Genomic DNA, 26,871 nt, shown 5'->3' on the forward strand with positions numbered 1-26,871 from the left:
GGTACTTCGAAAGACGAGGTAAACGGCTGTTTCGCTGTGCGAAACATCGATTGTGGGCAGCGAAAGGCTCTGGCACAACGGCGTGGCGCGGCCGACCGCGGCCACAGACCCAAGGACCTCACCGTGACCCCGACCCCCCGCTCAGCAGGCGCCCTCGCGGGCGTGCGCATCCTCGACATGGCTACCGTGCTGGCGGCCCCCATGGGCGCCACCCTGTGCGCCGACCATGGCGCCGAGGTCGTGAAGCTGGAACTGCCGGATGGCAGCGACGCCCTGCGCGGCCTGCAGCCGGTGCAGGACGGCGTGCCGCTGTGGTGGAAGGTGGCCAACCGGGGCAAACGCGGCATCACGCTCGACGTGCGCCAGGCGCGCGGGCGCGAGCTGTTCCTGTCCCTGCTCCCGCGCTTCGACGTGCTGGTGGAGAACTTCCGCAGCGGCACGCTGGACCGCTGGGGCCTGGACATCGCCACCTTGCACGCGGCCAACCCGCGCCTGGTGGTGGTGCGGCTCACCGGCTTCGGGCAGACCGGGCCGTACAAGGCGCGGCCGGGCTACGCGCGCATCTTCGAGGCCATGAGCGGCTTCACCAACCTGACCGGCGAAGCGGGCGGGCCGCCGCTGCACAGCAACTTCCCGGTCGGCGATGCCGTGGCGGGCCTGTTCTGCGCCTTCTCCATTGCGTCGGAGATGGTGCGCCTGCGCGGCGACCCGAACGCCAAGGGCGTGGAGGTGGACCTGGCCGCCACGGAGGCGCTGTTCCGGCTGCTCGATTGCCTGCCGGTGGAGCACGAGCGGCTGGGCCAGGTGCGCCGGCCCGAGGGCAATCGCGCCAGCTACACGGCGCCGTCCAACATGTACCGCAGCCGCGACGGCCAGTTCTTCTCGCTGGTGGCCTCGTCGAACGCGATCTTCGCGCGCCTGTGCGAGGCCCTCGGCGAGCCCGAGCTGGCCAGCGACCCGCGCTTCAACACCAACCCGGCGCGCGTGAAGCACCTGGTGGCGCTGGACGAGCACCTGGGCGGGTGGTTCGCGCGGCACGACTACGCCGCGCTGGCCGAGCGGCTCGAGCGCGCGGGCATTCCTTTCAGCAAGGCCTACACCATCGAGGACATCGAGCAGGACCCGCACTTCATCGCGCGCGGCGCGATCGTGCGCCTGCCGGACCCCGATTTCGGGAGCCTGCCCGCGCCCTGCATCGTGCCGCGCGTGGTGGGCCGGGAAATGAACGTGCCGCGCACCGGGCCGTCGGTGGGCGAGCACAACGCCGAGGTGTATGGCGCGCTGGGCGTGGGCGCCGATGAGCTGGAGCGGCTGCGGGCGCAGGGTGTGATCTGAGGCCCTGAGGCCTCGATGGGCGCGGTGGCGAACCGCGCCCTTGTCTCAGTTCGTCGGCGCGCGGTCCGGGTCGCAGAGGTACATGCACTGCACCTCCATGGTGTGCACCGCGGTGCCGTGCTGGTTCACGATCTCGCGCCGGAAGCCGACGACACCGCGGTCGCCCTTGCTGGTGGGGCGCGTCTCGATCACTTCCATCACCAGGTGCACGGTGTCGCCGGCCTTCACCGGCGCGTGGATGCGCCACTTGTCGATGCCCAGCATGGCCACCAGCGTGCCGTCGTTCAGGCCGGACTGGCAGAGCAGGCCGGTGGACACCGCGAAGACCAGCGGGCCGTGCGCGATGGGCTCGCCATAGGGCTGCGTGCGGCAGAACTCGTGGTCCATGTGCGGGGCGTTGAAGTCGCCCGAGACGCCGGCGAAGTTGACGATGTCGGTTGGCGTGATGGTGCGCCGCGCGGTCTGGAAGCGGTCGCCGACCGCGAACTCGTCGAAGTACTTGCCGCGTGGGCGGGTGGTGGTGCTCATGGGCTCAGGCTCCCTCGAAGCGCAGCAGGGCGCGGCCCGAATTGCGGCCCGCCAGCTGCGCTTCGCTGAAGGGCAGCAGTTCGTCCAGGCCGATGAAGCCGAGCTGTGGGCTCAGGCGGTCGAAGTCGGGTTTCCAGTCGCTGCCCAGGCGCGCCCACAGGCGGTGGCGCTGCTCCCAGGGCGCGTTGGCCACGATGCCCACCAGCTTGATCGCCCGCATGATGAAGGGCAGCACGCTGCCGTCGAAGCCGTTGCTGGCCGCGTTGCCCACGCAGGCCACGCAGCCCTGGTCCTGGGTGGAGCGCAGCAGCCAGGACAACAGGGGGCCGCCGACGTTGTCGATGGCCGCCGCGAACTGAGGCTTCTCCAGCGCGCGCGGTGGCGCGGCCAGGATCTGCGTGGCATCCAGCACCTCGCTGGCGCCGGCCGCGCGCAGCGCCTCGGCCTGCTCCATGCGGCGCGTGATGGCGGTGGCCCGGTGGCCCGTGCGGGCCAGGATGCCCAGCGCGCTCAGGGCCACGGCGCCGCCCGCGCCGGTGATGGCCACGGGCCCCGAGTCCGGCCGCAGGCCTTCCATCTGGAAGCGCTCCAGTGCCATGGCCGCGGTGAAGGCCGGCACGCCAAGCGCGGCGCACTCCAGGGCCGTCAGGCCGGCGGGCAGGGCCTGCACGTGGGCCGCGGGCACGCGCACGATCTCGGAGAAGCCGCCGTCGAAGGCGATGCCGGTCTGGAAGCCGTGCACCAGCACGGTCTGGCCCGGGGCGAAGGCGGCGGCGTCCGAGTGCAGGACGTCGCCCACCAGCTCGATGCCCGCCACGCGGGGGAAGCCGGTGATGATCTTGGCCTTGCCATGCAGCGACAGGCAGTCCTTGAAGTTCACGCCCGCGTAGCGGTTGCGGATGACCACCTCGCCGGGGCTGAGATCGTCCAGCGTGAGCTCTTCCAGGCGGCTCTCGGTGCGACCGTCCACCACATGGGTGCGGACGGCGCGAAAACGCGGGGGGATGGGGGTGTTGGCTTGGGGCATGGCGTGTTGGCTTGAATCAGTAGTCCACCAGGGAGCCTTCGTGCAGGCAGGGGTTGCGTTCGGCGCCGCGCGCGCGGCGCACCCAGTCCCGCCCGATCACGGTCTTGTGCACCTCGCTGGAGCCTTCGCCGATCTGGTTGAGCTTGGCGTCGCGGAAGAAGCGCTCCAGGGGAAAGTCCTGCAGGTAGCCGCGCCCGCCGGTGAGCTGCAGCGCGTCGGTGACGACCTTCATGCACAGGTCGGTGGCCTGCAGCTTGGCCATGGAGGCGTAGGTGGCGACGTCGGCGTCACCGCGGTCGTACTTCTCGGCCACCAGCGACAGCAGCGCGCGCGAGGCCTCGATCTGCGTCGCCATGTCGGCCAGCATCCATTGCACGCCCTGGTGTTCGCCCAGGGTCTTGCCGAACACGCTGCGGTCGACGGCGTAGGCGGCGGCGATCTCCACCGCGCCGATCGCGCGGCCCAGGGCCATGGCGGCGTGGCCGATGCGCGCGCGCAGCAGGGCGTCCTGCGCCAGGCTGAAGCCCTCGCCCTCGGCGCCCAGGCGGTGAGACGCCGGCACGGCCACCTCGGTCAAGCTGAGCGAGGCGATGGGCACGCCGTACCAACCCAGCTTGCCCACGTCGGGGCTGATGGTGAAGCCGGGCGCGTCGCGCGGCACCAGCGCGGCCAGGAAGGTCGAGGGCTCGTCCTCGGCGCAGCCCACGATGACGAACCAGTCGGCGGTGCTGGCGCGGGTGATGAACTTCTTGCGGCCGGTGATGCTGTAGCCGCCGGGCGTGCGCCGGAACACGGTCTTGAGGCCGCGCACGTCGGAGCCGGCCTCGGGTTCCGTCAGACCGAAGGCGGCCTGCAGCTCGCCGGTGCACAGGCCGGGCACCAGCTGCTGCTTCAGGGCCTCGCTGGCGCCGGCCACGATGGCGCGCGTCGACAGGTCGGTGCCCGTGATGAGCGAGGCCGAGGTGCTGCACACGCGCCCCAGCTCTTCGATGATTCGGATGCGCAGCTGCTGGCGCGCGTCGCTGCCGCCATAGGCGCGGGGAAAGGCGGTGCCCACGATGCCCTCGCGGGCCAGCAGGCGGAAGTTGTCCCAGGCGAACACGTCCTGTTGGGCCACCTCGGCGGCCTTGGGGCCCAGGGTGTCGCGGCAGAGCCCGCGCACGCGCAGCACCATGGCCTGTTCGTCGCTGGTCAGTCGGTGCAGGAAGTGGTCGCCGAAGAGGGTGGGGTGGTTCATGGTGCGGGCCTTTGCGCGGCATCATGCGGCGCGGGGCAGGCCGAGTCGAGACGGTGTTTCGATGTGCGAAACGGCGCCTTGCGCCCGCGCCGGGGCGGTGGCCTGATGGGCGCTCCACACCGGCCGCGCCATGCCCTCGACCCCTTGCTTTCGACCGTCCGCCCACGCGCCTGGGGAGTGCCCGCCATGACGCGGCAAGGCCCGCTGGCCGGCCTGCGCGTGCTGGAGATCGAGGCGATCGGCCCGGTGCCGCTGGCCGCCATGCTGTTGTCCGACCTGGGCGCCGACGTGTTGCGGGTGGACCGGCCGGCGGCGCCCGAGCTCGGTGTCCCGCGCGACCCGCGCTTCGAGCTGAGCGCGCGCGGACGCCGCTCCGTGGTCATCGACCTGAAAGAACCCGCCGGTGTCGAACGCGCCCTGTGCCTCGCCGAGCGGGCCGACATTCTTCTGGAAGGCATGCGCCCCGGCGTGATGGAGCGCCTGGGCCTGGGGCCCAACGAATGCCTGGCCCGCAACCCGAGGCTGGTCTATGGCCGCATGACCGGCTGGGGCCAGCACGGGCCCTTGGCCAACACGGTGGGCCACGACATCAACTACATCGCCACCACCGGCGTGCTGCACGCCATCGGCCCGCGCGACGGGCCGCCGGCCGTGCCGCTCAACCTGGTGGGCGACTTCGGCGGCGGCGCCCTGGTGCTGGCCTTCGGCGTGCTGGCCGCGCTGCACGAAGCGCGCGCCAGCGGCCAGGGCCAGGTGGTCGACGCCGCCATGGTCGATGGCTCGCTGGCCCTGCTGGCGCCGGTGATCGGCCGCTGGCAAAGCGGCGCCTGGCGCGATCAGCGCGAGGCGAACGCGCTCGATGGCGGCGCGCACTTCTATGGCTGCTACGCCACCTCGGACGGCCAGGCGGTGGCGGTGGGCGCCCTGGAGCCGCGCTTCTACGCCGCGCTGCTCAAGGGCCTGGGCCTGTCGCCGGACGCGCTGCCGCCGCAACACGACCGCAGCGCCTGGCCCGCGATGCGCGCGCGCCTGGCGACCTTGTTCGCCCAGCACCCGCGCGAGCACTGGGTGAAGGTGTTCGAGGGCACCGAGGCCTGCGTCTCGCCGGTGCTGTCCATCGCCGAGGCCATGCGCAACGCGCACCTGCACGCACGCGGCAGCCTGCTCGAGCTCGACGGCGTGCTGCAGCCGGCGCCCGTGCCCCGCTTCTCGCGCACGCCCGGGGCGGTGGCGGGGCCACCGGTGCCCCGGGGCGGTGGCGGGGAGGACGCGCTGGCCGACTGGGGTCTGGCGGCCCCGGGCTAGGCGGTCCGGGGCGCGAATGCGCTGCGGTTTATCATGCCCGGTTGCCCTGCACGAATCGCGCCTTGAACCCGATCCCGCCCGCCGATATGCCGCCCACCGACCCGCGCCCGGGCGATACCGCCGCCCCACCGAAGGTGGCCGAAGCCGACGCCCGCTACCTCGGCGACGCCATGCGTTTGCGCGGCGCCACGCTGTCGGTGCGCGGCGCGCGCACGCACAACCTCAAAAACATCGACCTCGACATCCCCAAGCACCGGCTGGTGGTGATCACGGGGCTGTCGGGCTCGGGCAAGTCCAGCCTGGCCTTCGACACGCTCTACGCCGAAGGGCAGCGCCGCTACGTGGAAAGCCTGTCGGCCTACGCGCGGCAGTTCCTGCAGTTGATGGACAAGCCCGACGTGGACCTGATTGAAGGCCTGGCGCCGGCCATCGCCATCGAGCAGAAGGCCACCAGCCACAACCCGCGCTCCACCGTGGGCACGGTGACCGAGATCCACGACTACCTGCGCCTGCTCTACGCGCGCGCCGGCACGCCGCACTGCCCCGACCACGACCTGCCGCTGGCCGCGCAAAGCGTGGCCCAGATGGTGGACGCCACCCTGGCCCTGCCCGAGGGCACGCGGCTGATGGTGCTGGCGCCCGTGGCGCGCGCGCGCAAGGGCGAGTTCGCCGAGCTGTTCGCCGACATGCAGGCGCGCGGCTACGTGCGCTTTCGCGTCGATGGCGCGGTGGTGGAGGCCGAGGCCCTGCCGGCGCTGAAGAAGAACGACAAGCACGACATCGACGTCGTGATCGACCGCCTGAAGGTGCGCGCCGAGGCCGATGCCGCCGGCACCCACACGCAGCGCCAGCGCCTGGCCGAGAGCTTCGAGGCCGCGCTGCGCCTGGCCGACGGCCGCGCCCTCACGCTCGACATGGACTCGGGCGAGGAACACGCGCACTCGGCGCGTTTCTCCTGCCCGGTGTGCCACTACACCGTGGCCGAGCTCGAACCGCGCCTGTTCTCCTTCAACTCGCCCCTGGGCGCCTGCCCCACCTGCGACGGCCTGGGCCACACCGAGTTCTTCGATCCCGCGCGCATCGTCGCCTTCCCTTCGCTCAGCCTGGCCAGCGGCGCCATCAAGGGCTGGGACCGGCGCAACGGCCACTACTTCTCGCTGGTCGAGAGCCTGGCCGCGCACTACGGCTTCGACGTGGACACGCCCTGGGAGTCGCTGCCCGAGGCGGTGCGCCAGGTGCTGCTGTTCGGCTCGGGCGACGAGGAAATCCGCTTCCAGTACGCGCTGGACGGCGGCGAGCGCGCGAACAAGCGCGTGAACAAGAAGCACGCCTTCGAGGGCATCGTGCGCAACTTCGAGCGGCGCTGGCGCGAAACCGACAGCGCCACCGTGCGCGAGGAACTCGCGCGCTACCGCGCCACGCGGCCCTGCCCGGAGTGCGCCGGCGCGCGCCTGCGCCGCGAGGCGCGCCACGTCTTCGTGGGCGAGGGCGCGCAGCGCCGCGCCATCTTCGAGATCGGCCACGTCACGCTGGGTGAGGCCCTGCGCTGGTTCGCCTCGCTCGCGCTGAGCGGCGCCAAGGGCGAGATCGCGGGCCGCGTGGTGCACGAAATCCGCCAGCGCCTGAGTTTCCTCAACGACGTGGGCCTGAATTACCTCAGCCTGGACCGCAGCGCCGACACGCTCTCGGGTGGCGAGGCCCAGCGCATCCGCCTGGCCAGCCAGATCGGCAGCGGCCTCACCGGCGTGATGTACGTGCTCGATGAGCCCAGCATCGGCCTGCACCAGCGCGACAACGACCGCCTGATCGGCACCCTGCAGCACCTGCGCGACCTGGGCAACACCGTGCTCGTGGTCGAGCACGACGAGGACATGATCCGCGCCGCCGACCACGTCATCGACATGGGCCCGGGCGCCGGCGTGCACGGCGGGCGCGTGATGGCCCAGGGCAGTTGCGAGGACGTGGTCGCGGTGCCCGAGTCGCTCACCGGCCAGTACCTGGGCGGCACGCGCCGCATCGAGGTGCCGGCCCGGCGCACGCCCTGGCAGCCGGCGCGCGCGGCCACCGCGCCGGCCGAACCCGTCAAGCCGCGCTTCCCGAGCGCCAGGGGCCGCGCGGCGGCCGCGCCGCCGGCCTCGGCCGCCGATGGCGGCCAGGCGATCCGCGTGCTCGGCGCCAAGGGCCATAACCTGCGCGGTGTCTCGGTGGATTTCCCGGTCGGCCTGTTCACCTGCGTCACCGGGGTCTCGGGCTCGGGCAAGTCCACGCTCGTCAACGACACGCTCTACGCCGCCGTGGCGCGCGCCATTTACCGCTCGCACGACGAGCCGGCGCCGCACGACGCCATCGAGGGCCTGGAGCACTTCGACAAGGTCATCAACGTCGACCAGTCGCCCATCGGCCGCACGCCGCGCAGCAACCCGGCCACCTACACCGGCCTGTTCACCGGCATCCGCGAGCTGATGGCCGAGGTGCCGGCCGCGCGCGAGCGCGGCTACGGCCCAGGCCGCTTCAGCTTCAACGTGGCCGGCGGGCGCTGCGAGGCCTGCCAAGGCGACGGCGTGGTCAAGGTCGAGATGCACTTCCTGCCCGACGTCTACGTGCCCTGCGAGGTCTGCCACGGCCAGCGCTACAACCGCGAGACGCTGGAGGTGCTCTACAAGGGCAAGAACATCGCGCAGATCCTGGAGCTCACGGTGGAGCAGGCGCACGCCTTCTTCGGCGCCGTGCCCACGCTGGCGCGCAAGCTGCAGACCCTGCTCGACGTGGGCCTGTCCTACATCCAGCTCGGGCAGGCCGCCACCACCCTGTCGGGCGGCGAGGCGCAGCGCGTCAAGCTCGCGTTGGAGCTGTCCAAGCGCGACACCGGGCGCACGCTCTACATCCTGGACGAGCCCACCACCGGCCTGCACTTCGCCGACATCGAGCTGCTGCTCAAGGTGCTGCACCAGCTGCGCGACGCGGGCAACACCATCGTGGTGATCGAGCACAACCTGGACGTCATCAAGACCGCCGACTGGGTGATCGACATGGGCCCCGAGGGCGGCACCGGCGGCGGCACCGTGGTGGCGCAGGGCACGCCGGAAGCCGTGGCCGCGAACCCGGCCAGCCACACGGGGCGTTACCTCAAGCGCCTGCTCTGAGGCCGGCGGCGCATGAAGCCCACCCGTCTCAGCGGTTGCGGTAGGCCAGCCCCAGGCCCGCGCTGAAGGTGGTGGGCCGCGTGGCCAGCGGGCTGCGCCGCGCGGCGCCCTGCAGCTGCGCCACGCCCAGGCCCGCGTAGCCCACCCAGTGCCGGTTGATGGCCGAGGTGAGGCGCCAGCCCAGCGACAGGCTGTCCCAGCCCGAGCCGATGGCGTAGGCGGGCAGCCCGGTGGCCGCGGCGCCCTCGGGGCCGATGCCGTAGTGCGTCTGGCGGAACGTGCCGTTGGCCCAGCCGGCACCGAAGGACAGGTCCCAGTGCGTGTCGCGCGAGAGGCGGTGGCGGTAGTTCAGGCCCGTGTCCAGGCGCAGCCCGCCGTCGCGGCCCAGCAGGTCCTGCGAGGCCCGGCTGGTCAGGCTCCAGTGTTCGCTGAGCGTCAGGCCGAGGGTGAGTCGGCCGCGCACGGTGGCGCGCACCTTGCCCAGGCCGTGGTAGCGCGGGTCCTTTTCGTCGCGCCAGTCGCGGCCCTCGTCGATCGAGAGCGAGGTGTTGAGCGTGAGCCTGTCGCCGCGCGCGAGCTGGGTGCTCACGCCGCTGTCCACGGTTTCGCGGCCCTGGTTGAGCAGGGCGCTGGCGCCGGAACTGGCGAAGCGCCAGCGCCCGAGCTGAAAGGCCCAGATGCCGCCCAGCGAGAGCTTCTGCTCGGCGGTGCCCAGCGGGTTGGCCGAGGAGCCGATGGCCGCGCCGATGAGGTAGTCGCGGCTGGCCTGCAAGGCCACGTCGTCGCGCGGTGCCGATGCCGGCTCGGCGGCGGCGGCGGGGGCGGCGTCGCCGCGTGCTTGCGCGAGCCCGGCCGATGCGGTCACCAGCAGCGCCGCGGCGGCCAGCGCGGGCTTCACAGACGGCCCAGGTCTTCGATGGCGTCGACCACGATGCCGGTGCCGATGGCGATGAGCAGGATGTCGGTGGCCACGCGCACGTACTTGTGGCCCGCTGGCGGCACGCCCAGGCGGATGGAAATGGCGTCCGGCACGGGGTAGTAGACGACGTCGCGCGGCAGCGGCGCGCCGCGGTGCCACTTCTTGGCCTGGCCGGGGGGCATGCAGCCGTTGTGCTTCTTCGCCAGGCCGGGCGGGCAGTGGCCGGCGCGCCAGCGGGGCTCGTAGTACTCGACGGCGGCGCGGCGCTGCGTGTCGGTGAAGTAGCCGCCGATCTGCACGTTCACCGAGAGGTTCGTCCGGTCGCCATCGGGACGGACATACCGGGTGCCGCCGTCGCGATCGCCACGGTCATCGCCCTTGTGGGGTTTGCCACCTTTGTGTTTCTCCTCGGACTGGCCGTGTTTGCCGCCGCCGGCGTGCGGGGGTTTCTCGGCCAGCGTGGGCGCGGCGGCCAGGGCCAGGGCGGCGCCCAGTACGAGGGCGGACAAGGAGCGGGAGGGAATGGGCATGGCTTGAGGCTCTGCGGTTCAGGGGAAAACGAAATCCTGGTCGATGGTGTCGCTGGCGGCCGCGGTCAGGGGACCGGCGGTCTTGCTCACACCGCCCGTGGTGGCGCGCAGCGTGAAGTGGCCCGCCGCCGCGTTGTCGGCCGAGAAGCTCAGGCTGTTGCCGGCGGCGTGCTGGGCCACCTGCGGCGCCGCCACCGCGTTGCCGGTGTAGGCGTATTCGCCGGTGACGGCGTTCACAGGCCGCTCCACCAGCGTGAGGGTGTCGCCCGCCGTGAGCGTCTGGCGCAGGGCCACGGTCGCGTCGAGCTCGGTGGGCACGGGCGTGAGCGAGACCTGTCCCGTGAAGATGGCCGTGCCCGAGGCGGGCGGGTCGATGCGCTGGCCGGCCGGCGCGGCGCGCACCAGCTGGCCGCTGAACACCTGCAGCTGGCGCACCGCCGCCGTGGCCCGCCCGGGCGTGACCACCACCAGCGTGTACTCGCCCGGCTCCACGGGTTGCAGCTTGAACAGGCCGCTGGCGTCGGCCACGGTGGCGCGGCGTACCTCGCCGTTCTGCTGCAGCGAGACGCTGGCGCCCGCCGTGGCCGCAGCGAGGGAGACCTCGCCTATCACGCCGGTCTCCACACGCGGCAGCGTGCGCAGCACGGGCTTGAGCAGGTACTGGCCCGAATTCCCGGCCACCACCACGGACCGGCAGGCGTCGAAGTCGATCACCACGTCGGTCAGGCCGTTGCGCTGCACCGCCAGGCTGGTCTGCACCTTCAGGCCGGACGGCTGGCCGCTCGGGGTTTTGAGTGGCACCCTCACGCCCGGGTTGCCGCTGAGCACGATCCAGTTGCGGTCGGCCTGGGCGCCGGTGTTGGCCGCCAGCACCAGGCGCAGGCGGGTATAGGTGCCCGCGGGCACGCGCGCCTGCCCGAGGTCGAGCAGGGCGCCGTTGGTGTAGTCCAGCAGGTTGACGCGCTGGGGCGGGTCGACGGGGATCGAGCGCCAGCCCGGGTCGCTGTCGGGCGCGTCGGCGGTGTGCACGCGCACCTCGTTCACCGTGACCACCACCTCGTCGTAGCCACACGCGGGGTTGTCGGTGAGGGCCACGCGCAGGGTGCCGCTGCCGCCGTCGCCATCGCCACCACCACCCCCGCCGCAGGCGGCCAGCAAGCCCAGCAGGGCCGCGCCCAGCGCGGCGCGCATCCAGGACATCGTGTTCATGTTTGTCTCCAACGCAACGACACACCGCGCTCCCGTGGCGCGCGAGCGGCCATTGTTGGCCGAGGCAGCGCCCGCGTGGTAACCGGCTGTAAGGTGGCGGGCGTCAGGGGAACTGTGGTCTGATCGACCCATGCCCCAGGAAACCGAGCTCAAGCTCGCGCTGCACCCCAAGGACGCCGCGCGTTTGCTGGCCCACCCGCTGCTGGGCGGCCTGCCGCGCGCGGGGCAGCGCCTGTTCAACACCTATTTCGACACCCCCGAGCTGGCGCTGCGCGAGGCGCGACTGGCCTTGCGCGAGCGCCGCCTGGGCGCGCGGCGCTGGCTCACCGTCAAGACCTCGGGCAGCACCGTGGGCGGCCTGTCGCGGCGCGGCGAATGGGAGGTGCCCAAGCCGCGCGGGCGGGTCGATTTCGCGCGCGTGGTGGATGAGCCCGCGCTGGCCGCCGCCCTGCAGGACTGGGCGCCCCGGCTGCGCGCGGTGTTCCGCACCGACTTCGTCCGCCGCGCCGTGGTGGTGGAACACGCGGGTGCGCGCATCGAGCTGGCCGTCGACGACGGGCACATCAGCGTGGGCAGCGGCCGGCGCGCGCGCCGCGAGCGCCTGCTCGAGGTGGAGCTGGAGCTGCTGGACGGCCCGGTCGACGCGCTGTTCGACCTGGCGCACACCCTGGCGCTCGGCCCCGAGGGCCAGGCGGCGCGCGCGCTGCGCCTGCACCCCGAGCCGCGCAGCAAGGCCGAGCGCGGCTACGCCCTGTTCGCCGGCCAGGCCGCCATGCCCCGGCGCGCCACGCCGCTGGCCTTGGCGCGCGACATGGCGGTGCGCGAGTCCTTCCAGGCCGCCAGCCTGGCCTGCCTCACGCACCTGCAGGCCAACGAGGCCGAACCGCGCGCGCTCGCCGACCTGCCGCTGGCCGGCGCGCCGCTGCCCGACCCGGAGTTCGTGCACCAGCTGCGCGTGGCCCTGCGCCGCCTGCGCACCGGCCTGCGGCTGTTTCGCGAGCACCTGCCGCGCCGCTGGGTGGCGCACTGGTCGGCGCACTGGAAGGGCCTGGCCGACGCGCTGGGCGCGGCGCGCAACTGGGACGTCTTCGCCACCGAATGGCTGCCCGATCGCCTGCCCGACAGCGATACCCGCGCCGAGGCCCAGGCCTTGCGCGCCTGGGTGGACGCCCAGCGCCGCGCGGCCAACCTCGCGGTGGCGCGCCGGCTGGCCGACCCGGCGCACGCCCTGGCCTTGCTGGCCTTCACGCGCTCGGTGTTCGCGCTGCCGGTGCCGCGCGCGCGCGTGAACCTGCCGCGCTGGGCGGTGGCCCGGCTGCGCGCCGGCCATGCGCGGTTGCGCGAACAGGCGCGCGACGCGCGCCGCCTGGGCCCCGATGGCCGCCACGAGCTGCGCCTGGCGCTGAAGAAGCTGCGCTACACGCAGGAATTCCTGATCGGCCTGCTCGACCCCCAGCGCGCCGCGCGCAGCACCGCCACGCTGGCCGAGGCGCAGGCGCTGCTGGGTGAGCTGAACGACCTGGCCACGGCACAAGGCCTGCTGCAGCAGGTGCCGCCCCGCGTGGCGCCCGCGCTCGTGGCCGCCTTGCAGTCGGGCCTGCAGGCGCAATTGGAGGCGGGCCTGCTGGCCTTGCCGGCCATGGAGAGTGCGCTGGAGCGCTCGCCACCGCCCTGGTGAGCGACCCGCGCCGGGGCGGGGCCGGGACCGGGCCCTCAGGCGCGCGCGCTCACCCAGTGGTTGTCGAGTTGCAGCGCGGCGGACAGGGCCTGGCGCTCGCCGTCGTGCCAGGTGACCGCCGCGCCAGCGGCCCAGGCGTGCCCAGGCCGTGCGGCCAGGGCGCCGGCCGAGGGCAGGTTCACCCGCTCGGCGATGGCGCCGCGTGCATCGAGTCCCAGCAGCGCGTTCGCGCGCGTGGCGCTGAGCCAGAAACCGCCGCCGGCGCGCGCGCAGATGTCAGCGCCATAGCCGCGCGCCTGCGCCATCGGGGGCGCGGCGCGCAGCGCGCTGCCGTCCCAGGTGGCCAGCAGGGGGGCGTCGCGGCGCGCGGCCTCGTCGTCGTGCTCGGCCTGCAGGGCGATGCCCACGCGCCGGCCCACCGGGTCCCAGGCAAGGTGGCGCACGCTCAGGCGCGGATCGTCCAGGCGCCACTGGCCCAGCAGGGCGCCCGACGCCGGGTCGAGCGCCACCAGCGAGGGGTCCATGCGCGACAGGTCGCGGTGGCTGCGGCCGGTCTCGCTCTGCGTGGGGATGCCGCCGTTGGCCACGAGCAGCGCGCCGGCCGGGACGCGGCCCAGGGCCTCGGGCAGCACCAGCATCTCGTGCGGGTCCATGCCCTGCGTGGCCCACTCGCCGGTTTTCTCCAGCGTGCGCGGATCGCGCACGCCGATCAGCCCGGCGGCGTCGGCCTGGTTGGTCTCGGTGGTCCACACCGCGCGCCGGTCGGCGGAGGGCAGCACATGGCCGTTGAGCCGGCGGTCGTCGTCCACCCAATGCCACTGGGCCGCGCCGCTGTCGGGCCGCCAGCGCAACAGCCAGTCGCCGGGGCGGCGCGCGGCCACCAGCACGGCGCCGTCGGCTTCCAGGGCGAGGCCGTGCGCGCGCGTGGGCAGCGGCAGCTGCGCCAGCACGGACACGCGCGCCTCGTCCATTTGCAACAGCCCGGCCCTGTACTGCCCACCCTCCGCCCAACTGGCGACCAAGAGGCTGTTCGGGGCGCGCGCCAGCGCGGGAACGCCGATGCCCGCCGCCAGCCAGGCGAGGATGCCGCGGCGGGTCAGACCTGCCGCGGGCGAAGCATCCAGAAACACCGCGGATCCGGCTTCGCCGGTCCGCAGGTGTTGTCCCCGGAAGGGGACGCCGCGCAGCGGCGCAGGGGGGAGCCGTCTAGTCGCCATCGGCACTGGAAAACCCCAGGTTCACTTCGAGGCTGCCCGCCACCTCGGACTGCATCAGCGTGGTCAGCCTCTTGAGCGTGCGCGCCGCCGCGTCGACGCTGGCGGGGGCGCCAGGCTGAACGCCCTGCATCGCGCGGTCGGCCTCGTCCACCGTCGCGCGCCAGCGATCGGCCAGTGCGATGTGCCCGCGCCCGCGCAGGTAGGACTCGATGCTCACCCGGCCCGCGCCGATGGCGGGCGCGCCGTTGTCGGGTTGGCGCGCCAGGGCGCGCAACTCGGCCCAGCCGGCGGCCCAGGCCGCGCCGGTCTGGCCGCTGGGCAGCCGCGCGAAGGCGGGCGCGGCACCGCGCGTCTCGGCCTCGCGCAGGGGTTTCTCCATGCCCGCCCAGCGCAGGCGCTCCAGGCCGCCCAGCCATTGGTTGATGAATTCCACGAAGGCCGTGACGGCGGCTTCTTCTTCGGGCGGCGCGGCGGCCAGCGCGTCGAAGGCGGCGCGCAGGGCCTCGGCTTCGCGCTGCACGGCCTGCGCGGCCAGCACGGCGTAGGCGCAGGCGCCGCTGCGCGGCGCGGCGGGCGCGCTCCACAGCAGGTACTCGACGGCAGGAAGGCCCTTGGCGGGCGTGCCCACACGCTCCATGTCGTCCAGGGTTTTGGGTTCGCGCGCCAGCGAGCGCTTGAGCAGTTCGGGGCGCAGCGGCTGGAAGTCGATCTCGCGCAGCGAGCGGCGCTCGATCAGCGGGCCCACGGCCACGGCGGCCAGGCGCTCCCAGGCCAGCGCCGTCTGCGTCCAGGCCGCGCGCGCCGGCGCCAGCGCGGCCGGGCCGGCGCAGTGGCCCTGCAGCGCCTGCACCAGCCTGGGCGCCTGCTCGGCCAAGGCGCGCGCCAGCGGCGCGGTGTGGTCGCGGTACAGGGCGGCCACCGCGTCGGGCGGGTAGTAGTAGGGCGCGGCGGCCTGCGCCCACAGCGCGCCGGGCGCGCACAGCAGCAGGGCGAGTGCCGCGCCAAGCCGCCAGCGGGATCGGGTACGCATCAGAGGCTCTCCACGAATTTCACCAGGGCGCGGCGGTCGGCCTCGCCGAACTTCAGCACCTGCTGCTTGCTGTCCTCGGCCTCGCCGCCGTGCCAGAGGATGGCCTCGAGCACGCCATTGGCTCGGCCGTCGTGCAGCAGGCGGGTGTGGCCGTTCACGTCCTTGATCAGCCCGATGCCCCACAGCGGCGGCGTTTTCCACTGGCGGCCGTTGGCCAGGAAGTCGGGTCGGCCATCGGCCAGGGCCTCGCCCATGTCGTGCAGCAGCAGGTCGGTGTAGGGGTGGATGGTCTGGCCCTGCAGGGCCCGGCTGGTCAGGCGCGGGAAGGGGCCTTCGGCCGTGGTGTAGGTGGGCCGGTGGCAGACCGCGCACTGCGCCTGAGCGAACAGCCGCTGGCCCCGCAGCACCTGCGGGTCCTGGATGTGGCGGCGCGCGGGCGGCGCCAGCGTGGCCTGGTAGAACACCACCTCGTCCAGGGTCTTGGGGTCGATCTCGGGCTGGCCGTTGCGCGAGCCCTTGGGCGCGGCCAGGCAGTCCTTCTGCCGGGGCGTGCAGGTCTCGTCGGGGAACTGCGCCGAGGTGATGCCGATGTCGCCGTGGAAGGCGCCCGCCGTCTGGTGGGCGACGGTGGCCACGTTGGCCTTCCAGCCGAAGCGGCCGAGCATCTCGCGCTGCGCGAACACGTCCCACACGCGGTTGGGCTGTCCCTTGATGGGGCCGGGCAGCGCCGCCTGGGCCTCGGCGTTGGCCAGGACCTCGCGTTCGGGGATGGCTTCGAGCAGGCCCACGCCGATGACCTGCGGCGCGATGCGCGGGCTGATCATCACGCCCGGGGCGAAGGGGCCGTAGGCGAGGCGGTCGACGATGTACTCGGGCTTTTGCAGCGTGTAGGGCGTGCCGTCGGCGAAGCGGCCCTGGATGGCTTGCCAGCGCAGGCGCACCCGGCCCTCGGGCTTGACGCCCTGGACCGCTGCGGTGTTGAGCTGGTCGCCATAGACGGGGTCGTGCTTCGGGCCGCCGTGCGCGTCGGTACCGGGCACCGACAGGCGCAGCAGCAGGGCCAGCGGCTCCTGATCGGAGATGCCGCGCCGCCATGGCGGCGGCTCACCGCGGCCGTCGAACAGGTGGCAGGCGCCGCAGGAGCGCGCCAGGAAGTTCGGGCCCAGGCCGTCGCGCGCCTTGGTGCTCGCGGGGGCCTCGACCCAGTTGCGCTTGAAGAAGGAGTTGCCGATGACGAAGCGCGTGCGCTCCGGGTCGGTGAGGTTGGCGGCAGGGAAGGAGAAGGCGTTCTGCCCGGTGGCCCAGACCGTGGTCGCGCCGCCGGTCTTTTCGCCCAGGGGATCGGGCGCCGCGTCGGTCGGGCTGGTGGGGGCAGGCGCTTGTGCCGCCGCCTGCAGCGCGGCGACCGAAGTGAGCGCCGCCACGCCCAAGGCCGCGGCGGCCCAGGCCGCTGGCCTCACGGTTGCACCAGCGTGAGTTTGGCGATGCCCACGGCGGCCGCGGCGGCCACGATGTCCTTGGACTGCTCGGTCAGGCTTTTGATGGTGGCCTCGATCTTCGGGCGGCCCGCCGAGCCGGCGACGATGGCGCGGTCGAAGGGCGCGGGAATGGCCTCGGCCGACGCCACCGAGGTGCGGATCTGCTGGGTGGTCTTGTCGGCCACGCCGGCGTTCCTGGCGCTCACCAGGTCGCGCAGGCTGGGGCCCTGCAGGGTGCTGCCGTCGGCGCGCACGTAGCGGCCCAGCCAGACGTTCTCTATGCCCTTGGCGTTGGCCACGGCGTCGCGGTGGGTGTTGTCGGAGAAGCAGCTGTGCTCGTCTTCCTGGTCCTGGCTGGCCAGGGCCACCTCCAGGCGCTCGCCGGCCAGTTCGCCGCGCGAGAGCGAGCCCATGGCCACGAACATCTTGCGCAGGGACTCGTTGCCGCCCTTCTCGAACGTCGCGCGGTAGTTGTTCTTGGCGCCCGGCGCCCAGGCCTTCACCAGGCCGCCCAGGTCGTCCACCAGCAGGTCGGTGACGGTGTTGAGGTACTGGCGGCGGCGGTCGGCGTTGGGGGCCTTGCCGTCGACAAAGTCCTCGAAGCTGCGGTTGCCCGGACCGGTTTCGGACAGGTCCTGGCCCCAGAGCATGAACTCGATGGCGTGCCAGCCGGTGGCGATGTTCTCCTCGCCGCCTTTTTCGTTCAGCGCGGCCAGCGCCTTCTTGGTGAGGGCCTGCTTCTTGTTGTTGACCAGGCCGGCGGTCTTCTTGCCGTCCACGTAGTCCACGTAGGACTCGTCCATGGGCCAGGCGTTGAGCCGGCCTTCGGGGCCGTTGTCGTTGTCGATGGGGCCGCCATAGAAGCGGAAGGCCTCGGTCTGCCCATAGAACTCGCGCGCGGCCAGCCAGGCCTTGCGGGCGGCGTCCTGGGTGGGCTGCGAGGGCGCGGCGGTGAAGGCCTTGACGGCGGCCTGCAGCGCCTTGGCGGCGTTGAGCGTGTCCTCGTAGTTGGCGTGCACCAGGGCCGCGTAGTGGGTGGCCACGCTGGCGGGGGTGGCGGCGGTCTGGGCATGCAAAGGGGCGGCCAGGCTCAGGGCGAGCACGGCGGCGGCGGCGAGGGGCTTCAGGCGCATGGCGGTTCTCCAGGACGGAAGGGAGGAAACGCCGAATTCTAAATGCAAATAATTCTTATCCTTGACTTAAGCGGGTTTGACCGGGCCGCCGTCCGAGCGGGAGGGCTGCCGCTCCGCCACCCGATCCCGCCACGCCGCCAGGGCGGCGAGTCCCTGTTCCCCCGGCTTGAACTTGATCAGCCGCGCGAATTCGATGGTGCAGAAGGCCGTGATGTCGGCGATCGTGAAGCGCTGCCCCGCCACCCAGGGCTGGCCGCGCAGCAGGCCGTCGAGCCAGCGCAGGGTCTCCATCGCCTTGGCCTGCTGCGACGCCCCGAACGCGGGGAATTGCGGTTGCTCCAGCACCGCCAGGCCGGGGTGCTGGTGGCGGATCGCCTGCGCCAGCGGCAGCGTCACGTACCACTCCACGTGCCGGTCGGCCATCTCGATGAAGGCGCGCTCCTCGGCGTCGCGGCCCATCAGGTTGGGCTCGGGCTGCAGGCCCTCGAGGTAGGCGCAGATCGCGCGCGACTCGCTCAGCGCGCGCCCGTCGTCGAGTTCGAGCACGGGGATGCGCGCCATCGGGCTGCGCGAGAGCACGGGGTGCGATTTGTGCTCGTGCGCATTGATGTCGACCAGCACCTCCTCGATGCCGGTCATGCCCTTTTCGGCGATGAACATCTGCACGCGGCGCGGGTTGGGCGCGCGCTCGGACACGTAGAGCTTCATCGGCGGTCCTCCTTCAGGCTCTGGCCGGTTTCCATCAGCTGGCGCGCGTCTTGCGAGAAGCGGCGCGCCGCTTCGTCGCCATCGCGCGTGAGGTCCACCTTCGACGGCGGCGATTCGATGCCGCGCTGCACCGCCGGGCGCGCGCGGATGGCGTCGCGCCAGCGCTTGAGGTGCGGCAGGTCGTCGATGGCCACGCCGGACCAGCGGTGCGTGCGCACCCAGGCCCAGTTGGCGATGTCGGCGATGGAGTAGTCGCCGGCCAGGTACTCGTTGTCTTTCAGGTGGCCGTCGAGCACGCGGAACAGGCGCTTGGTCTCGCCCTGGTAGCGATCGATCACCGCCGGGATCTTCTCGGGGAAGTAGCGGAAGAACACATTGGCTTGCCCCATCATCGGGCCCACGCCGCCCATCTGGAACATCAGCCACTGCAGCACGCGCGAGCGGCCTTTCGCGTCCGTGGGCATGAGCCGGCCGGTCTTCTCGGCCAGGTAGATCAGCACCGCGCCCGACTCGAACACCGCGAAGCCGCCGGCCCCGTGGTCCACGATGGCGGGGATGCGGCCGTTGGGGTTGATGGCCAGGAAGTCGGGGCGCTTTTGCTCGCCGGCCGTGAGGTCGAGCACCTTGAGCGCGTAGGGCAGGCCCAATTCCTCCAGCGCGATCGAGGCCTTGTGGCCATTGGGGGTGGCGGCGGTGTAGAGGTCGATCATGGGGGCATGCTAGTGCGCCCCGTCGCGCGCGGGTGTCGCGCGCGCTCCGACCGCCGGACCCTCAGGCCATGAACCCCAGGTTGCCCGGGTAGTCCACGCTGTTGAAGTTGCCGATGTAGGGCAGCACCTGGCCCAGCTCGCCGCCGCTCACGCCGAACCACTGCGCCAGCGTGGCCGCGTACTGGCTCACCGAGGTGCTGGGCAGCAGCCGGCCCTGGCCCACGTGCCACTGATCGAAGCTGTCGCTGGTGCTGTTGGTCACGCTCACGGGCGGGGCCTTGCCGTAGAAGGCGCGGCCGCGCACGGCGCCACCCACCATGAGGTGGTGCGAGCCCCAGCCGTGGTCGGAGCCGTCGCCATTGGAGGTGAGCGTGCGGCCGAAGTCCGAGGCGGTGAAAGCGGTCACCTTGTCGGCCACGCCGAGCTGCACGGTGGCGTCGTAGAAGGCGGTGAGCGCGCCGCTCAGGCGCTCCATCAGGCCGGCCTGGCCGTTGAGCAGGTTGTCGTGCAGGTCGAAGCCACCGAGCGAGACGAAGAACACCTGGCGCCGGCTGCCGAGCTGGTTGCGCGCGGCAATCAGCCGCGCGACCAGGCGCAGCTGGCTGGCCAGGCCGTTGTTGGCCGGGAAGCCGCTGAACGGCGCGGTGTTGGCGGGAAAGGCGTTGAGCGCGCTGGTGATGGCGCCTTCGGTGCCGTAGGCGCGCGCGGTGACGAGGTTGTATTCGTTCTCCAGCGCGTGCGCGCGGGTCTGCATGGCGATGTCCACCAGTGCCGAGCGCACGGCCGGCGAACCATAGACGTTGCCGTTGAGGCAGTTGATGCGGACCGCCCCGCCGCTGCCGACCTGGTAGCTCAACGCCTCGTCGCCCGAGAGGAACACGGTGTTGCCGGCCACCGAGACGCAGGTGAGCACGCTGTTGGTGTTGCTCGATCGCGCCAGGTCACCCACCTGGCCGCCCCAGCCCGTGGTGCTGCCTTCGGCGGCCGAACTCATCCACACCGATTGCTGGTCGTTGTGCGAGAACAGCTTGGGCGGGCGCGGGAAGGAGGCGCTGTTGCTGTTGTACTGCTGGCGCGTGAGCGGCACCACCAGGGGCCCGACGTTGAGCTGCACGGCGGCCGCGCCGGCGTTGAAGAGGTTGGCCAGGCCCGTCATGGCGGGGTGCAGGGCGTACTGCTTGCCGTCGGGCAGCGGCACGGCGGGGTTGAGCACCGTGGCCGCCAGGTCGGCGCGCGGGATGGCGATGCCGCCGCGGATGGCGGCGTACTGGGCGTGGCTGGTGGCGTCGTAGTTGATGACGGTGTTGGCGTAGTCGTTGCCACCGAACAGGAAGACGCAGACCAGGGCCTTGTAGTCGGTGGCGTCGAAGGCCGCGGCCTCGCCGATGGCGGCGAGGTTCATCACCGTGGGCAGGGCGGTGCCGGTGAAGGCGAGCTGGCCGGCGCGGCGCAGGAAGGCGCGGCGGGTGTGTCGGGCGGGGGCGATGAAATGCATGGCGCGCTCCTCACTTCTGGACCAGGTACTCGGGGCAGGCCATCACCATGAGCACGGCGGCCCAGACCCGGCGGTTCTTGGCGTCGGCGCTGCTGCCGGCCGTGACGGTGGTGGCGTTGAGCGCGTTGACCATGAGCGTGCGCGTGGCGGGTGAGATCTGCCCCGCCGCCAGCACCAGGTTCAGGTGGTCCACCAGCGCGGCGGCGTTGGTCACCAGCGCGAGTTCGCGCGCGTAGTTGGCCTTCACGTCGTAGGCGTAGTTGTTCCAGGCGGCGTAAGGCACGCCCGGGTTGGGGCAGTTGATGCCGCGCTCGATCACCCCCTGCATGAAGTTGAGGTAGCCGCCCACGCTGGACTCGTTGACGAGCTGGAACTCCGGCGCCGTGGCATTGCGGGCCGCCAGGGCGGTGTTGGGCGGCACGTAGCCGGGGCGGAAGAAGTTGAAGACCGAGGGCGAGCGCAGCGGGCTCTGGCCGAGTTGGGTGCCGGCGTCGGCCAGGTCGAAGACCTTCCAGCTGCCCGCCGCCGACGCGACGTTGAAGCTGCGCGCCCACTGGATGAAGCGGACCATGGGCTCGCGCAGCTTGCCGTGGGTGCTGCTGGCCAGCGAGAGGCCGCCGCGCGCCTCGGGGTCGAGCAGGATGGCGACCATCACCGCCTGCAGGTCGCCGCGCTGCCCCTTGCCGTTGTTGTTGAACTTGCTCGCCACGCGCGCCACGTAGGCCGGGCTGGGGTCGCTGGTCACCAGGCGCTGGATCATCTGGCGCGCGAAGAAGGGCCCGGTGTTGGGGTGGTTGAACAGCGTGTCCAGGGCGATGCGCAGCGCCGCGCGCCCCGGCGTGCCGGCCGGCACCGTGGCGCCCAGGAAGCGCGCCTCCAGCGTGGAGTGGCGGCTCTCGCGCAGGCTCATGGGCTTGCGCGCGAAGGCGCTGGATTCGATGGTGTAGTTCTGCCCGACCGGCGTGTGCCGCACGCCGTCGGAGGTGTCGAAGTCCCAGCCGGTGAAGACCCGCGCGAGGTGGGTCACGTCGTCCTGGGTGTAACTCTCGATGGGGCGGCCACCGCTCATTCTGGGCGTGCCGTCGAGGTTGAGTTCGAGCAGGCCGATGGTGAAGAGCTGCATCACCTCGCGCGCGTAGTTCTCGTCGGGCACGCGGCCGGTGGAGGGGTTCTCTTTCTGGTTGCCCTTGGTGTTGAGGAAGTAGCCCATGGCCGGGTGCAGCGTCACGTCCTCGAGCAACTGGCGGAAGTTGCCGAAGGCGTTGCGCATGAGCATGTCCCACCACGAGGCGTAGGCGTGGCTGCGCCAGGTGAACTCGGCCGTGGTCAGCGAGCTGACGAAGATCTCGGACAGCGCGAGCGCGACGCGCTTGCGCATGGCCTCGCCGCCCGACAGCAGCTGGCTCCAGAGCATGAAGTCGGCCGGGTACTGGTTGAAGAAGTAGCTGTTGCTGTCGATGGCGCCGTAGCCGCGCGCTTCCAGCCAGTCCCAGCCGCTCTGGCCGCGGGGCTGCTGGAACTGGCGCGCCAGCCACAGGGCGTAGCCCTCGCCGCGCAGCGCCGCGATCTCCTGCGGCGTGGAGGAGAACTGCGCCTGCTGCAGGAAGCGCGCCGCCTCGGCGTCGTTGTTCGCGGCGAGGTAGGTGTAGCCGTCGAGGGGAAAGTCCACCACGGGCACGAAGGGCGGCTCGGCCGATCCGCCGTCGCTGCCACCGCCGCCACCCCCGCAGGCGGCCAGCGCCGCCGTGGCCGCTGCCGCGGCAGCGGCGATCCCTGCACGGGTCCGCGCCGCCGGGTCTTCTTGCTCGATCAGCGCATCGCTGGGCAGATCGTCCTGTTCGATCGTCGCCATGGCCACCCTCCATCTGGATGGGGCGCGAGTCTAGGCAGGCGACCGCGGGCGCCGATGGCGCGTTGCGCTTGGTTACAGGGGGGTGTCGTGGCGTCGCCGCATCCGCTGAGCGGCTTACCGTACGGGGGTATTTGTCAAGCCGCCGGTCGTTCAGCCGATGCGCGCCGCGTGCAATTGATCACGCGTTTTGAAGGCCGCCTGGCGCGCCGCGGCGGCGAAATCGTCGCCCGCCGAGGCGTAGAGGATGGCGCGCGAGGAGTTCACGACGACGGGGCCGGTGATGGCATCGCCCTGCACGCGCAGGCCCGCGCGCACGGTGGCCGCGGCGTCGCCGCCCTGCGCGCCCACGCCGGGGATGAGCAGGGGCAGCGTGGGTGCGAGTTCGCGCACGCGCGCGATCTCGGCTGGGTAGGTGGCGCCCACCACGAGGCCGAGCTGGCCATTGAGGTTCCAGGGTCCTTGCGCGAGGCGCGCCACGTGCTCGTACAGCAGGGGCTCGCCGGCGACGGAGGACAGGCGCTGCGCCTGCAGGTCGTCGCCGCCGGGGTTGGAGGTGCGGCACAGCAGGAAGGCGCCCTTGCCGTGGCGGCGCAGGTAGGGCTCCACCGAGTCGAAGCCCATGAAGGGCGAGAGCGTGACGGCGTCGGCGCCGAAGCGCTCGAAGGCCTCGATGGCGTACTGCTCGGCGGTGGCGCCGATGTCGCCGCGTTTGGCGTCGAGGATCACGGGCACGCCGGGCGCGGCGCGGCGCATGTGCGCGACCAGGCGCTCGAGCTGGTCTTCGGCGCGGTGCGCGGCGAAGTAGGCGATCTGCGGCTTGAAGGCGCAGACCAGGTCGGCGGTGGCATCGACGATGGCCGCGCAGAAGTCGTGGATGCGCGAGGCGTCGTTCTTCAGGTGCGCGGGGAACTTGGCGGGGTCCGGGTCCAGGCCCACGCACAGCAGGCTCGCGTTGTCGCGGGTGGCGGCCTGCAGCTGGTCGATGAAGGTCATGGGCCGGGATTTTAGGTGGGGGCCTCGGCCGCCCGCCCGGTGGACGGGATTTGGAACAACCGTACGATCGGCGGCATGCACTCGATATCGCGCCGGCAACTGGTTCTGCTCGTCCTCCTCACCCTGGTGTGGGGCATCAACTGGCCGATCATGAAGATCGGCATCTCGGGTTATCAGCCGCTCACCTTTCGCGCCCTGAGCATGTGGATCGGCCTGCCGGTGCTGGCCGGCGTGCTGTGGTGGCGCGGGGCGCCGTTCCGGATGGCGCGCGAGCACTGGGGCCAGCTGGCGTGGCTCACGGTGATCAACATGCTGTTCTGGCACACGCTGGCGGTGCTGGCGATCCAGTCGCTGTCCAGCGGGCGCGCGGCCATCCTGGGCTACACCATGCCGGTGTTCTCGGCCATCGTGGGCGCGGTGTGGTTCGGCCAGCGCCTGCCGGTGCGCGCCTGGGGCGGCGTGGCGGCGGCTGGCCTGGGCGTGCTGCTGCTGCTGTGGCACGAGTTCGTGCGCCTGTCGGGGGCGCCGCTGGCGGTGGGCATGATGCTGCTGGCCGCGGCGATGTGGGCCTGGGGCACCCAGCAGATGCGGCGCACCACGCTGCCCTACGACACGCTGACGATCTCGTTCTGGATGATCGCGCTGACCACGGTCTGGATGAGCGCCCTGTCCTGGCTGTTCGAGCGCGAGGCCTGGGGCGTGATGCCCGGCCCGGTCGTGTGGTGGGCCATCGTCTACAACGCGCTGGGCGTGTTCGCCTTCGCTCAGGTGGCCTGGCTGGTGCTGGCGCGCGACCTGCCGCCGATCGCGTCCACGCTGAGCGTGATGATGATCCCGGTGCTGGGCGTGTTCAGCGGCGCCTGGCTGCTGGGCGAGGTGCTGCACTGGCAGGACTGGGTGGCGGTGGCGCTGATCATGCTGGCGATCGCGGCCGTGCTGTGGCCGGCGAGGCCGGCCGCGCCGGGCGCCGAGCCGCCGAGGGCCTAGCGCCCGCGCCAGGCTCTACCGATCGATCTCCATGGCCAGGCACAGGTCGGCCCAGGCCTTGGCCTTGTCGATGGGCGTGCGCAGCAGGTAGGCCGGGTGGTAGGTCACGATGACCGGCACGCCCTCGTAGCGGTGCAGGCGCCCGCGCAGGCGGCCGATCGGCTCGGTGGTCTTGAGCAGCGACTGCACCGCGAAGCGGCCCATGGCGATGATCAGCTTGGGCCGCACCAGCGCCACCTGGCGCGACAGGAAGGGTTCGCACTGCACCACTTCCTCGGGCGCCGGGTTGCGGTTGGCCGGCGGGCGGCACTTGAGCACGTTGGCGATGAACACGCCGCGCGCGTCCATGGCCTGGCGGTCGCGCCCGCAGGCACGCAGCATGGCGTCGAGCAGCTGGCCGGCGGGGCCCACGAAGGGCTCGCCCTGGCGGTCTTCCTGTTCGCCGGGGGCCTCGCCCACGATCATCCAGTCGGCTTCGGTGTGGCCGACACCGAACACGGTGTTGCGCCGCGACTCGCACAGGCCGCAGGCGCGGCAGTCGGCCACGGCCTCGCGCAGCGCGGGCCAGTCGAGCGTGGCGATGTCGCTGCGCGCGGGGCTGGGGTGGGTGGGCGGTGCCGGCATCGGCGCAGGCACCGGCACCTGGGGCGGGCGGACCGCCGCGGGTGGGCGACCGGCGGGTGCGGGCGTGGCCGTCGCGGCGGGCGCCGCCACGGCGCTGGTCGCCGGCTCGGCGCTGGCCCCGGGCGCGCGCGGCGGGGCGGGCACCCAGACCTTCACGCCCATCTCGGCCAGCATGGCGCGCTGGCGCGCGTCGAGTTCGCGCACCCAGCCGTCGGGCGTGTCGATCCGATCGGTCATTCGGTGCCCTGCGTGCCGTCCAGGCCCAGTTGCATCACCACCGCGTCCTCGCGCTGCAGCGCCGACAGCGGGTAGTAGCCGCGGCGCACGCCCACCTCGCGAAAGCCGTAGCGTTCATACAGCCGGCGCGCGGGCGCATTGCTCTGGCGCACCTCCAGCCACAGCGCGCGCGCGCCCTGGCCGCGCGACCACAGCGCCAGCGCATCGAGCATGAAGCGCGCCCAGCCCTGGCGCTGGTGCGGCGGGTTCACGGTGAGGTTGAGCAGGTGCACCTCGTCCACGCCGGGCATGGCCACCAGGTAGCCGAGCAGCCAGCGGCCGTCGGGCCGGGGGGGCCAGGGGCTTTCGCCCGCGTGCGCTTCGCCGATCAGCATCACGGCCGGGTAGCCGGCCTGCAGCGAGTCGCGGAAGTGCCGCGGCGACCACGGGTGGCCGTAGGCGCTGGTCTCGACCGCGTGCACCGCGTCCAGGTCGGCTTCGGTCATGGGCATGAAGGCGATGGCGCGCGCCTCGGCCTCCAGCGGCACGGGCAGGGTGTCCATGGGCGCGGGCCACAGGCCGGCGGTCCATCCGGGCAGGGTGGCGGCCGCATCCATCGAGGGATGCCGCGGCACCGGCTTTGCCGGGCCGCTGGCATCGCCCCCTGGAGGGGCTGACGGGCAAAGCCCGGCGCGGGGGTGCCTCATGTCCCGGCCTCGCGTTCGGCCGTGGTGCGCGCGACCTTGTCGCGCACGTACAGCGGCAGGGCCTCGGCGGCGCCGACCGCGGCGCCCCGGGCCATCAGCGCCGGGGCCAGGCGCAGCAAGGCGTCGGCCGTGGGCAGGGCCGCGCGGCGGCGGCCGGGCGCGTCGCGCAGGGCGTCGGCGTAGGCCGCGAAGGCGTTGCCCGCGAGCAGGGTGCGGGTGCCGTCGGCCAGGCCCTGGTCGTGCAGCCAGCCCGCGAGGTCGGCGGGCGCGCACAGCCGGGGCGGGGCGAGGGCGCGCAGCGATTCGCCGTCGAGTGCGTAGGCCGCCAGGTAGAGCTCGTCCATGCGCGCGTCGAGCAGGGCCACGATGTGGGCGGGCGCCGTGTGGCCCTCGGCCGCGTCGTCGGCGCGGGCCTGCTCGGCCAGGGCCAGCAGGGTGTCGATGGGCAGGACGGGCAGGCCCTGGGGGTGGCGCGGCCCGCGCGTGCCGTAGGCCAGGCCCTGGGCCACGGCGCAGGCGGTGCGCAGGCCGGTGAACGAGCCGGGGCCGCGCCCGAAGGCGATGGCGTCCAGTTCGTCCAGCGACCGGCCGGCCTCGGCCAGCAGGCGCCGCACCTGGGGCAGCAGTTCGGTGGAGGCCTGGGCGCCGCCGGGGCCCTGGAAGCGGTGCACGGCCTCGCCGGCCCGCCCGGTGCCCAGGGCCAGCGAGAGGGTGTCGGTGCTGGTCTCGATGGCCAGGAAACACGGGGCGGCAGGCATCGGGGGATTATCGGCCACCGGCCTGGAGGGACCTGCCGGGGCCCGGCCGATA

General features: G+C 72.7%; 23 protein-coding genes. 5 read left to right on the forward strand and 18 right to left on the reverse strand.

Annotation, left to right across the window (positions count from 1 at the left end; genetic code table 11):
• The first annotated feature begins 123 nt into the window (after nucleotides 1-123).
• The gene (locus BHU06_RS12210) at nucleotides 124-1,335 is read left to right on the forward strand and encodes a CaiB/BaiF CoA-transferase family protein (RefSeq protein WP_070399454.1); all 1,212 of its coding nucleotides are present in this window, start codon (nucleotides 124-126) and stop codon (nucleotides 1,333-1,335) included.
• 45 nt (nucleotides 1,336-1,380) lie between these two features.
• On the opposite strand, the gene BHU06_RS12215 is transcribed toward BHU06_RS12210, so the two are convergent.
• The 3 genes from BHU06_RS12215 to BHU06_RS12225 are packed head-to-tail and all read right to left on the reverse strand — an operon-like array spanning nucleotide 1,381 to nucleotide 4,127.
• Nucleotides 1,381-1,863 (reverse strand): MaoC/PaaZ C-terminal domain-containing protein, encoded by a 483-nt coding sequence (locus tag BHU06_RS12215; protein WP_070399455.1) that lies wholly within the window; start codon nucleotides 1,861-1,863, stop codon nucleotides 1,381-1,383.
• Nucleotides 1,864-1,867: 4 nt separating this feature from the next.
• Nucleotides 1,868-2,890: a YhdH/YhfP family quinone oxidoreductase gene (locus tag BHU06_RS12220; protein WP_070399456.1), complete on the reverse strand. Its 1,023-nt coding sequence runs from the start codon at nucleotides 2,888-2,890 to the stop codon at nucleotides 1,868-1,870.
• Nucleotides 2,891-2,906: 16 nt separating this feature from the next.
• Entirely contained in the window at nucleotides 2,907-4,127 is a 1,221-nt protein-coding gene (locus BHU06_RS12225) for an acyl-CoA dehydrogenase family protein (protein WP_070399457.1), read from the reverse strand.
• A gap of 186 nt (nucleotides 4,128-4,313) precedes the next feature.
• On the opposite strand from BHU06_RS12225, the gene BHU06_RS12230 reads away from it, so the two are divergent.
• A complete protein-coding gene (locus BHU06_RS12230) occupies nucleotides 4,314-5,432 on the forward strand; it encodes a CaiB/BaiF CoA-transferase family protein (protein WP_070399458.1) in 1,119 nt (372 codons plus the stop codon).
• A gap of 170 nt (nucleotides 5,433-5,602) precedes the next feature.
• Nucleotides 5,603-8,575, forward strand: a complete 2,973-nt coding sequence (gene uvrA, locus BHU06_RS12235; RefSeq protein ID WP_254668167.1) for an excinuclease ABC subunit UvrA — start codon at nucleotides 5,603-5,605, stop codon at nucleotides 8,573-8,575.
• A gap of 28 nt (nucleotides 8,576-8,603) precedes the next feature.
• On the opposite strand, the gene BHU06_RS12240 is transcribed toward uvrA, so the two are convergent.
• From BHU06_RS12240 to BHU06_RS12250, 3 genes are read right to left on the reverse strand one after another with little or no spacing between them, the layout of a single operon-like run.
• Nucleotides 8,604-9,473 carry a MipA/OmpV family protein gene (locus tag BHU06_RS12240; protein ID WP_083293195.1) on the reverse strand — a complete coding sequence of 290 codons (870 nt, stop codon included), beginning with the start codon at nucleotides 9,471-9,473 and terminating at the stop codon, nucleotides 8,604-8,606.
• Nucleotides 9,470-10,024, reverse strand: coding sequence for an RcnB family protein (locus BHU06_RS12245; RefSeq protein ID WP_070399460.1), 555 nt, complete (start codon nucleotides 10,022-10,024; stop codon nucleotides 9,470-9,472). The genes BHU06_RS12240 and BHU06_RS12245 overlap by 4 nt, the downstream gene beginning before the upstream one ends.
• A gap of 18 nt (nucleotides 10,025-10,042) precedes the next feature.
• Nucleotides 10,043-11,233 carry a DUF4382 domain-containing protein gene (locus BHU06_RS12250; RefSeq protein ID WP_070399461.1) on the reverse strand — a complete coding sequence of 397 codons (1,191 nt, stop codon included), beginning with the start codon at nucleotides 11,231-11,233 and terminating at the stop codon, nucleotides 10,043-10,045.
• Nucleotides 11,234-11,363: 130 nt separating this feature from the next.
• On the opposite strand from BHU06_RS12250, the gene BHU06_RS12255 reads away from it, so the two are divergent.
• The gene (locus tag BHU06_RS12255; protein WP_070399462.1) at nucleotides 11,364-12,911 is read left to right on the forward strand and encodes a CYTH and CHAD domain-containing protein; all 1,548 of its coding nucleotides are present in this window, start codon (nucleotides 11,364-11,366) and stop codon (nucleotides 12,909-12,911) included.
• Between the two features lie 35 nt (nucleotides 12,912-12,946).
• Here BHU06_RS12255 and BHU06_RS12260 read toward each other — a convergent pair whose 3' ends face one another.
• The 9 genes from BHU06_RS12260 to pyrF all read right to left on the reverse strand — a co-directional run bounded on the left by BHU06_RS12260 (nucleotide 12,947) and on the right by pyrF (nucleotide 23,527).
• Entirely contained in the window at nucleotides 12,947-14,041 is a 1,095-nt protein-coding gene (locus tag BHU06_RS12260; RefSeq protein ID WP_175442846.1) for a DUF1513 domain-containing protein, read from the reverse strand.
• 76 nt (nucleotides 14,042-14,117) lie between these two features.
• Nucleotides 14,118-15,158, reverse strand: a complete 1,041-nt coding sequence (locus BHU06_RS12265) for an imelysin family protein (RefSeq protein WP_070399463.1) — start codon at nucleotides 15,156-15,158, stop codon at nucleotides 14,118-14,120.
• Nucleotides 15,158-16,555 (reverse strand): di-heme oxidoredictase family protein, encoded by a 1,398-nt coding sequence (locus tag BHU06_RS12270; RefSeq protein ID WP_070399557.1) that lies wholly within the window; start codon nucleotides 16,553-16,555, stop codon nucleotides 15,158-15,160. Before BHU06_RS12270 ends, BHU06_RS12265 begins: the two co-directional genes overlap by 1 nt.
• Before the next feature lie 59 nt (nucleotides 16,556-16,614).
• Complete coding sequence (locus BHU06_RS12275) at nucleotides 16,615-17,769, reverse strand: imelysin family protein (protein WP_070399464.1); 1,155 nt, start codon at nucleotides 17,767-17,769, stop codon at nucleotides 16,615-16,617.
• A 66-nt stretch (nucleotides 17,770-17,835) separates the two neighbouring features.
• Nucleotides 17,836-18,477 carry a glutathione S-transferase family protein gene (locus BHU06_RS12280; RefSeq protein ID WP_070399465.1) on the reverse strand — a complete coding sequence of 214 codons (642 nt, stop codon included), beginning with the start codon at nucleotides 18,475-18,477 and terminating at the stop codon, nucleotides 17,836-17,838.
• On the reverse strand, nucleotides 18,474-19,187 hold the full coding sequence (locus BHU06_RS12285) for a glutathione S-transferase family protein (RefSeq protein WP_070399466.1): 714 nt from the start codon (nucleotides 19,185-19,187) through the stop codon (nucleotides 18,474-18,476). The genes BHU06_RS12280 and BHU06_RS12285 overlap by 4 nt, the downstream gene beginning before the upstream one ends.
• 61 nt (nucleotides 19,188-19,248) lie before the next feature.
• Nucleotides 19,249-20,682 (reverse strand): DUF1501 domain-containing protein, encoded by a 1,434-nt coding sequence (locus BHU06_RS12290; RefSeq protein ID WP_070399467.1) that lies wholly within the window; start codon nucleotides 20,680-20,682, stop codon nucleotides 19,249-19,251.
• 10 nt (nucleotides 20,683-20,692) lie between these two features.
• Nucleotides 20,693-22,534, reverse strand: coding sequence for a DUF1800 family protein (locus BHU06_RS12295; RefSeq protein ID WP_070399468.1), 1,842 nt, complete (start codon nucleotides 22,532-22,534; stop codon nucleotides 20,693-20,695).
• A 150-nt stretch (nucleotides 22,535-22,684) separates the two neighbouring features.
• Entirely contained in the window at nucleotides 22,685-23,527 is an 843-nt protein-coding gene (gene pyrF, locus BHU06_RS12300) for an orotidine-5'-phosphate decarboxylase (protein ID WP_070399469.1), read from the reverse strand.
• 75 nt (nucleotides 23,528-23,602) lie between these two features.
• On the opposite strand from pyrF, the gene BHU06_RS12305 reads away from it, so the two are divergent.
• Nucleotides 23,603-24,514, forward strand: a complete 912-nt coding sequence (locus tag BHU06_RS12305; RefSeq protein ID WP_070399470.1) for a DMT family transporter — start codon at nucleotides 23,603-23,605, stop codon at nucleotides 24,512-24,514.
• 15 nt (nucleotides 24,515-24,529) lie between these two features.
• On the opposite strand, the gene BHU06_RS12310 is transcribed toward BHU06_RS12305, so the two are convergent.
• The 3 genes from BHU06_RS12310 to tsaB all read right to left on the reverse strand — a co-directional run bounded on the left by BHU06_RS12310 (nucleotide 24,530) and on the right by tsaB (nucleotide 26,819).
• Nucleotides 24,530-25,375 carry a uracil-DNA glycosylase family protein gene (locus tag BHU06_RS12310; RefSeq protein WP_070399471.1) on the reverse strand — a complete coding sequence of 282 codons (846 nt, stop codon included), beginning with the start codon at nucleotides 25,373-25,375 and terminating at the stop codon, nucleotides 24,530-24,532.
• Nucleotides 25,372-25,917 (reverse strand): ribosomal protein S18-alanine N-acetyltransferase, encoded by a 546-nt coding sequence (gene rimI, locus BHU06_RS12315; RefSeq protein ID WP_070399558.1) that lies wholly within the window; start codon nucleotides 25,915-25,917, stop codon nucleotides 25,372-25,374. The genes BHU06_RS12310 and rimI overlap by 4 nt, the downstream gene beginning before the upstream one ends.
• A gap of 140 nt (nucleotides 25,918-26,057) precedes the next feature.
• A complete protein-coding gene (tsaB, locus tag BHU06_RS12320) occupies nucleotides 26,058-26,819 on the reverse strand; it encodes a tRNA (adenosine(37)-N6)-threonylcarbamoyltransferase complex dimerization subunit type 1 TsaB (protein ID WP_070399472.1) in 762 nt (253 codons plus the stop codon).
• Nucleotides 26,820-26,871 lie beyond the last annotated feature (52 nt).

This window comes from Hydrogenophaga sp. PML113, from assembly GCF_001777155.1.
Classification (GTDB): domain Bacteria; phylum Pseudomonadota; class Gammaproteobacteria; order Burkholderiales; family Burkholderiaceae_C; genus Hydrogenophaga; species Hydrogenophaga borbori.

Excerpts from the sequence above, each read along its gene's own strand:
- BHU06_RS12215 (WP_070399455.1), bottom strand. The coding sequence starts at position 1,863 with ATGAGCACCACCACCCGCCCACGCGGCAAGTACTTCGACGAGTTCGCG.
- BHU06_RS12310 (WP_070399471.1), bottom strand. The coding sequence starts at position 25,375 with ATGACCGATCGGATCGACACGCCCGACGGCTGGGTGCGCGAACTCGAC.
- BHU06_RS12255 (WP_070399462.1), top strand. The coding sequence starts at position 11,364 with ATGCCCCAGGAAACCGAGCTCAAGCTCGCGCTGCACCCCAAGGACGCC.
- BHU06_RS12285 (WP_070399466.1), bottom strand. The coding sequence starts at position 19,187 with ATGATCGACCTCTACACCGCCGCCACCCCCAATGGCCACAAGGCCTCG.
- BHU06_RS12245 (WP_070399460.1), bottom strand. The coding sequence starts at position 10,024 with ATGCCCATTCCCTCCCGCTCCTTGTCCGCCCTCGTACTGGGCGCCGCC.
- BHU06_RS12220 (WP_070399456.1), bottom strand. The coding sequence starts at position 2,890 with ATGCCCCAAGCCAACACCCCCATCCCCCCGCGTTTTCGCGCCGTCCGC.
- tsaB (WP_070399472.1), bottom strand. The coding sequence starts at position 26,819 with ATGCCTGCCGCCCCGTGTTTCCTGGCCATCGAGACCAGCACCGACACC.
- uvrA (WP_254668167.1), top strand. The coding sequence starts at position 5,603 with ATGCGTTTGCGCGGCGCCACGCTGTCGGTGCGCGGCGCGCGCACGCAC.
- BHU06_RS12265 (WP_070399463.1), bottom strand. The coding sequence starts at position 15,158 with ATGCGTACCCGATCCCGCTGGCGGCTTGGCGCGGCACTCGCCCTGCTG.
- BHU06_RS12290 (WP_070399467.1), bottom strand. The coding sequence starts at position 20,682 with ATGCATTTCATCGCCCCCGCCCGACACACCCGCCGCGCCTTCCTGCGC.
- BHU06_RS12250 (WP_070399461.1), bottom strand. The coding sequence starts at position 11,233 with ATGAACACGATGTCCTGGATGCGCGCCGCGCTGGGCGCGGCCCTGCTG.
- BHU06_RS12280 (WP_070399465.1), bottom strand. The coding sequence starts at position 18,477 with ATGAAGCTCTACGTGTCCGAGCGCGCGCCCAACCCGCGCCGCGTGCAG.
- BHU06_RS12230 (WP_070399458.1), top strand. The coding sequence starts at position 4,314 with ATGACGCGGCAAGGCCCGCTGGCCGGCCTGCGCGTGCTGGAGATCGAG.
- rimI (WP_070399558.1), bottom strand. The coding sequence starts at position 25,917 with ATGGACACCCTGCCCGTGCCGCTGGAGGCCGAGGCGCGCGCCATCGCC.
- BHU06_RS12225 (WP_070399457.1), bottom strand. The coding sequence starts at position 4,127 with ATGAACCACCCCACCCTCTTCGGCGACCACTTCCTGCACCGACTGACC.
- pyrF (WP_070399469.1), bottom strand. The coding sequence starts at position 23,527 with ATGACCTTCATCGACCAGCTGCAGGCCGCCACCCGCGACAACGCGAGC.
- BHU06_RS12295 (WP_070399468.1), bottom strand. The coding sequence starts at position 22,534 with ATGGCGACGATCGAACAGGACGATCTGCCCAGCGATGCGCTGATCGAG.
- BHU06_RS12275 (WP_070399464.1), bottom strand. The coding sequence starts at position 17,769 with ATGCGCCTGAAGCCCCTCGCCGCCGCCGCCGTGCTCGCCCTGAGCCTG.
- BHU06_RS12305 (WP_070399470.1), top strand. The coding sequence starts at position 23,603 with ATGCACTCGATATCGCGCCGGCAACTGGTTCTGCTCGTCCTCCTCACC.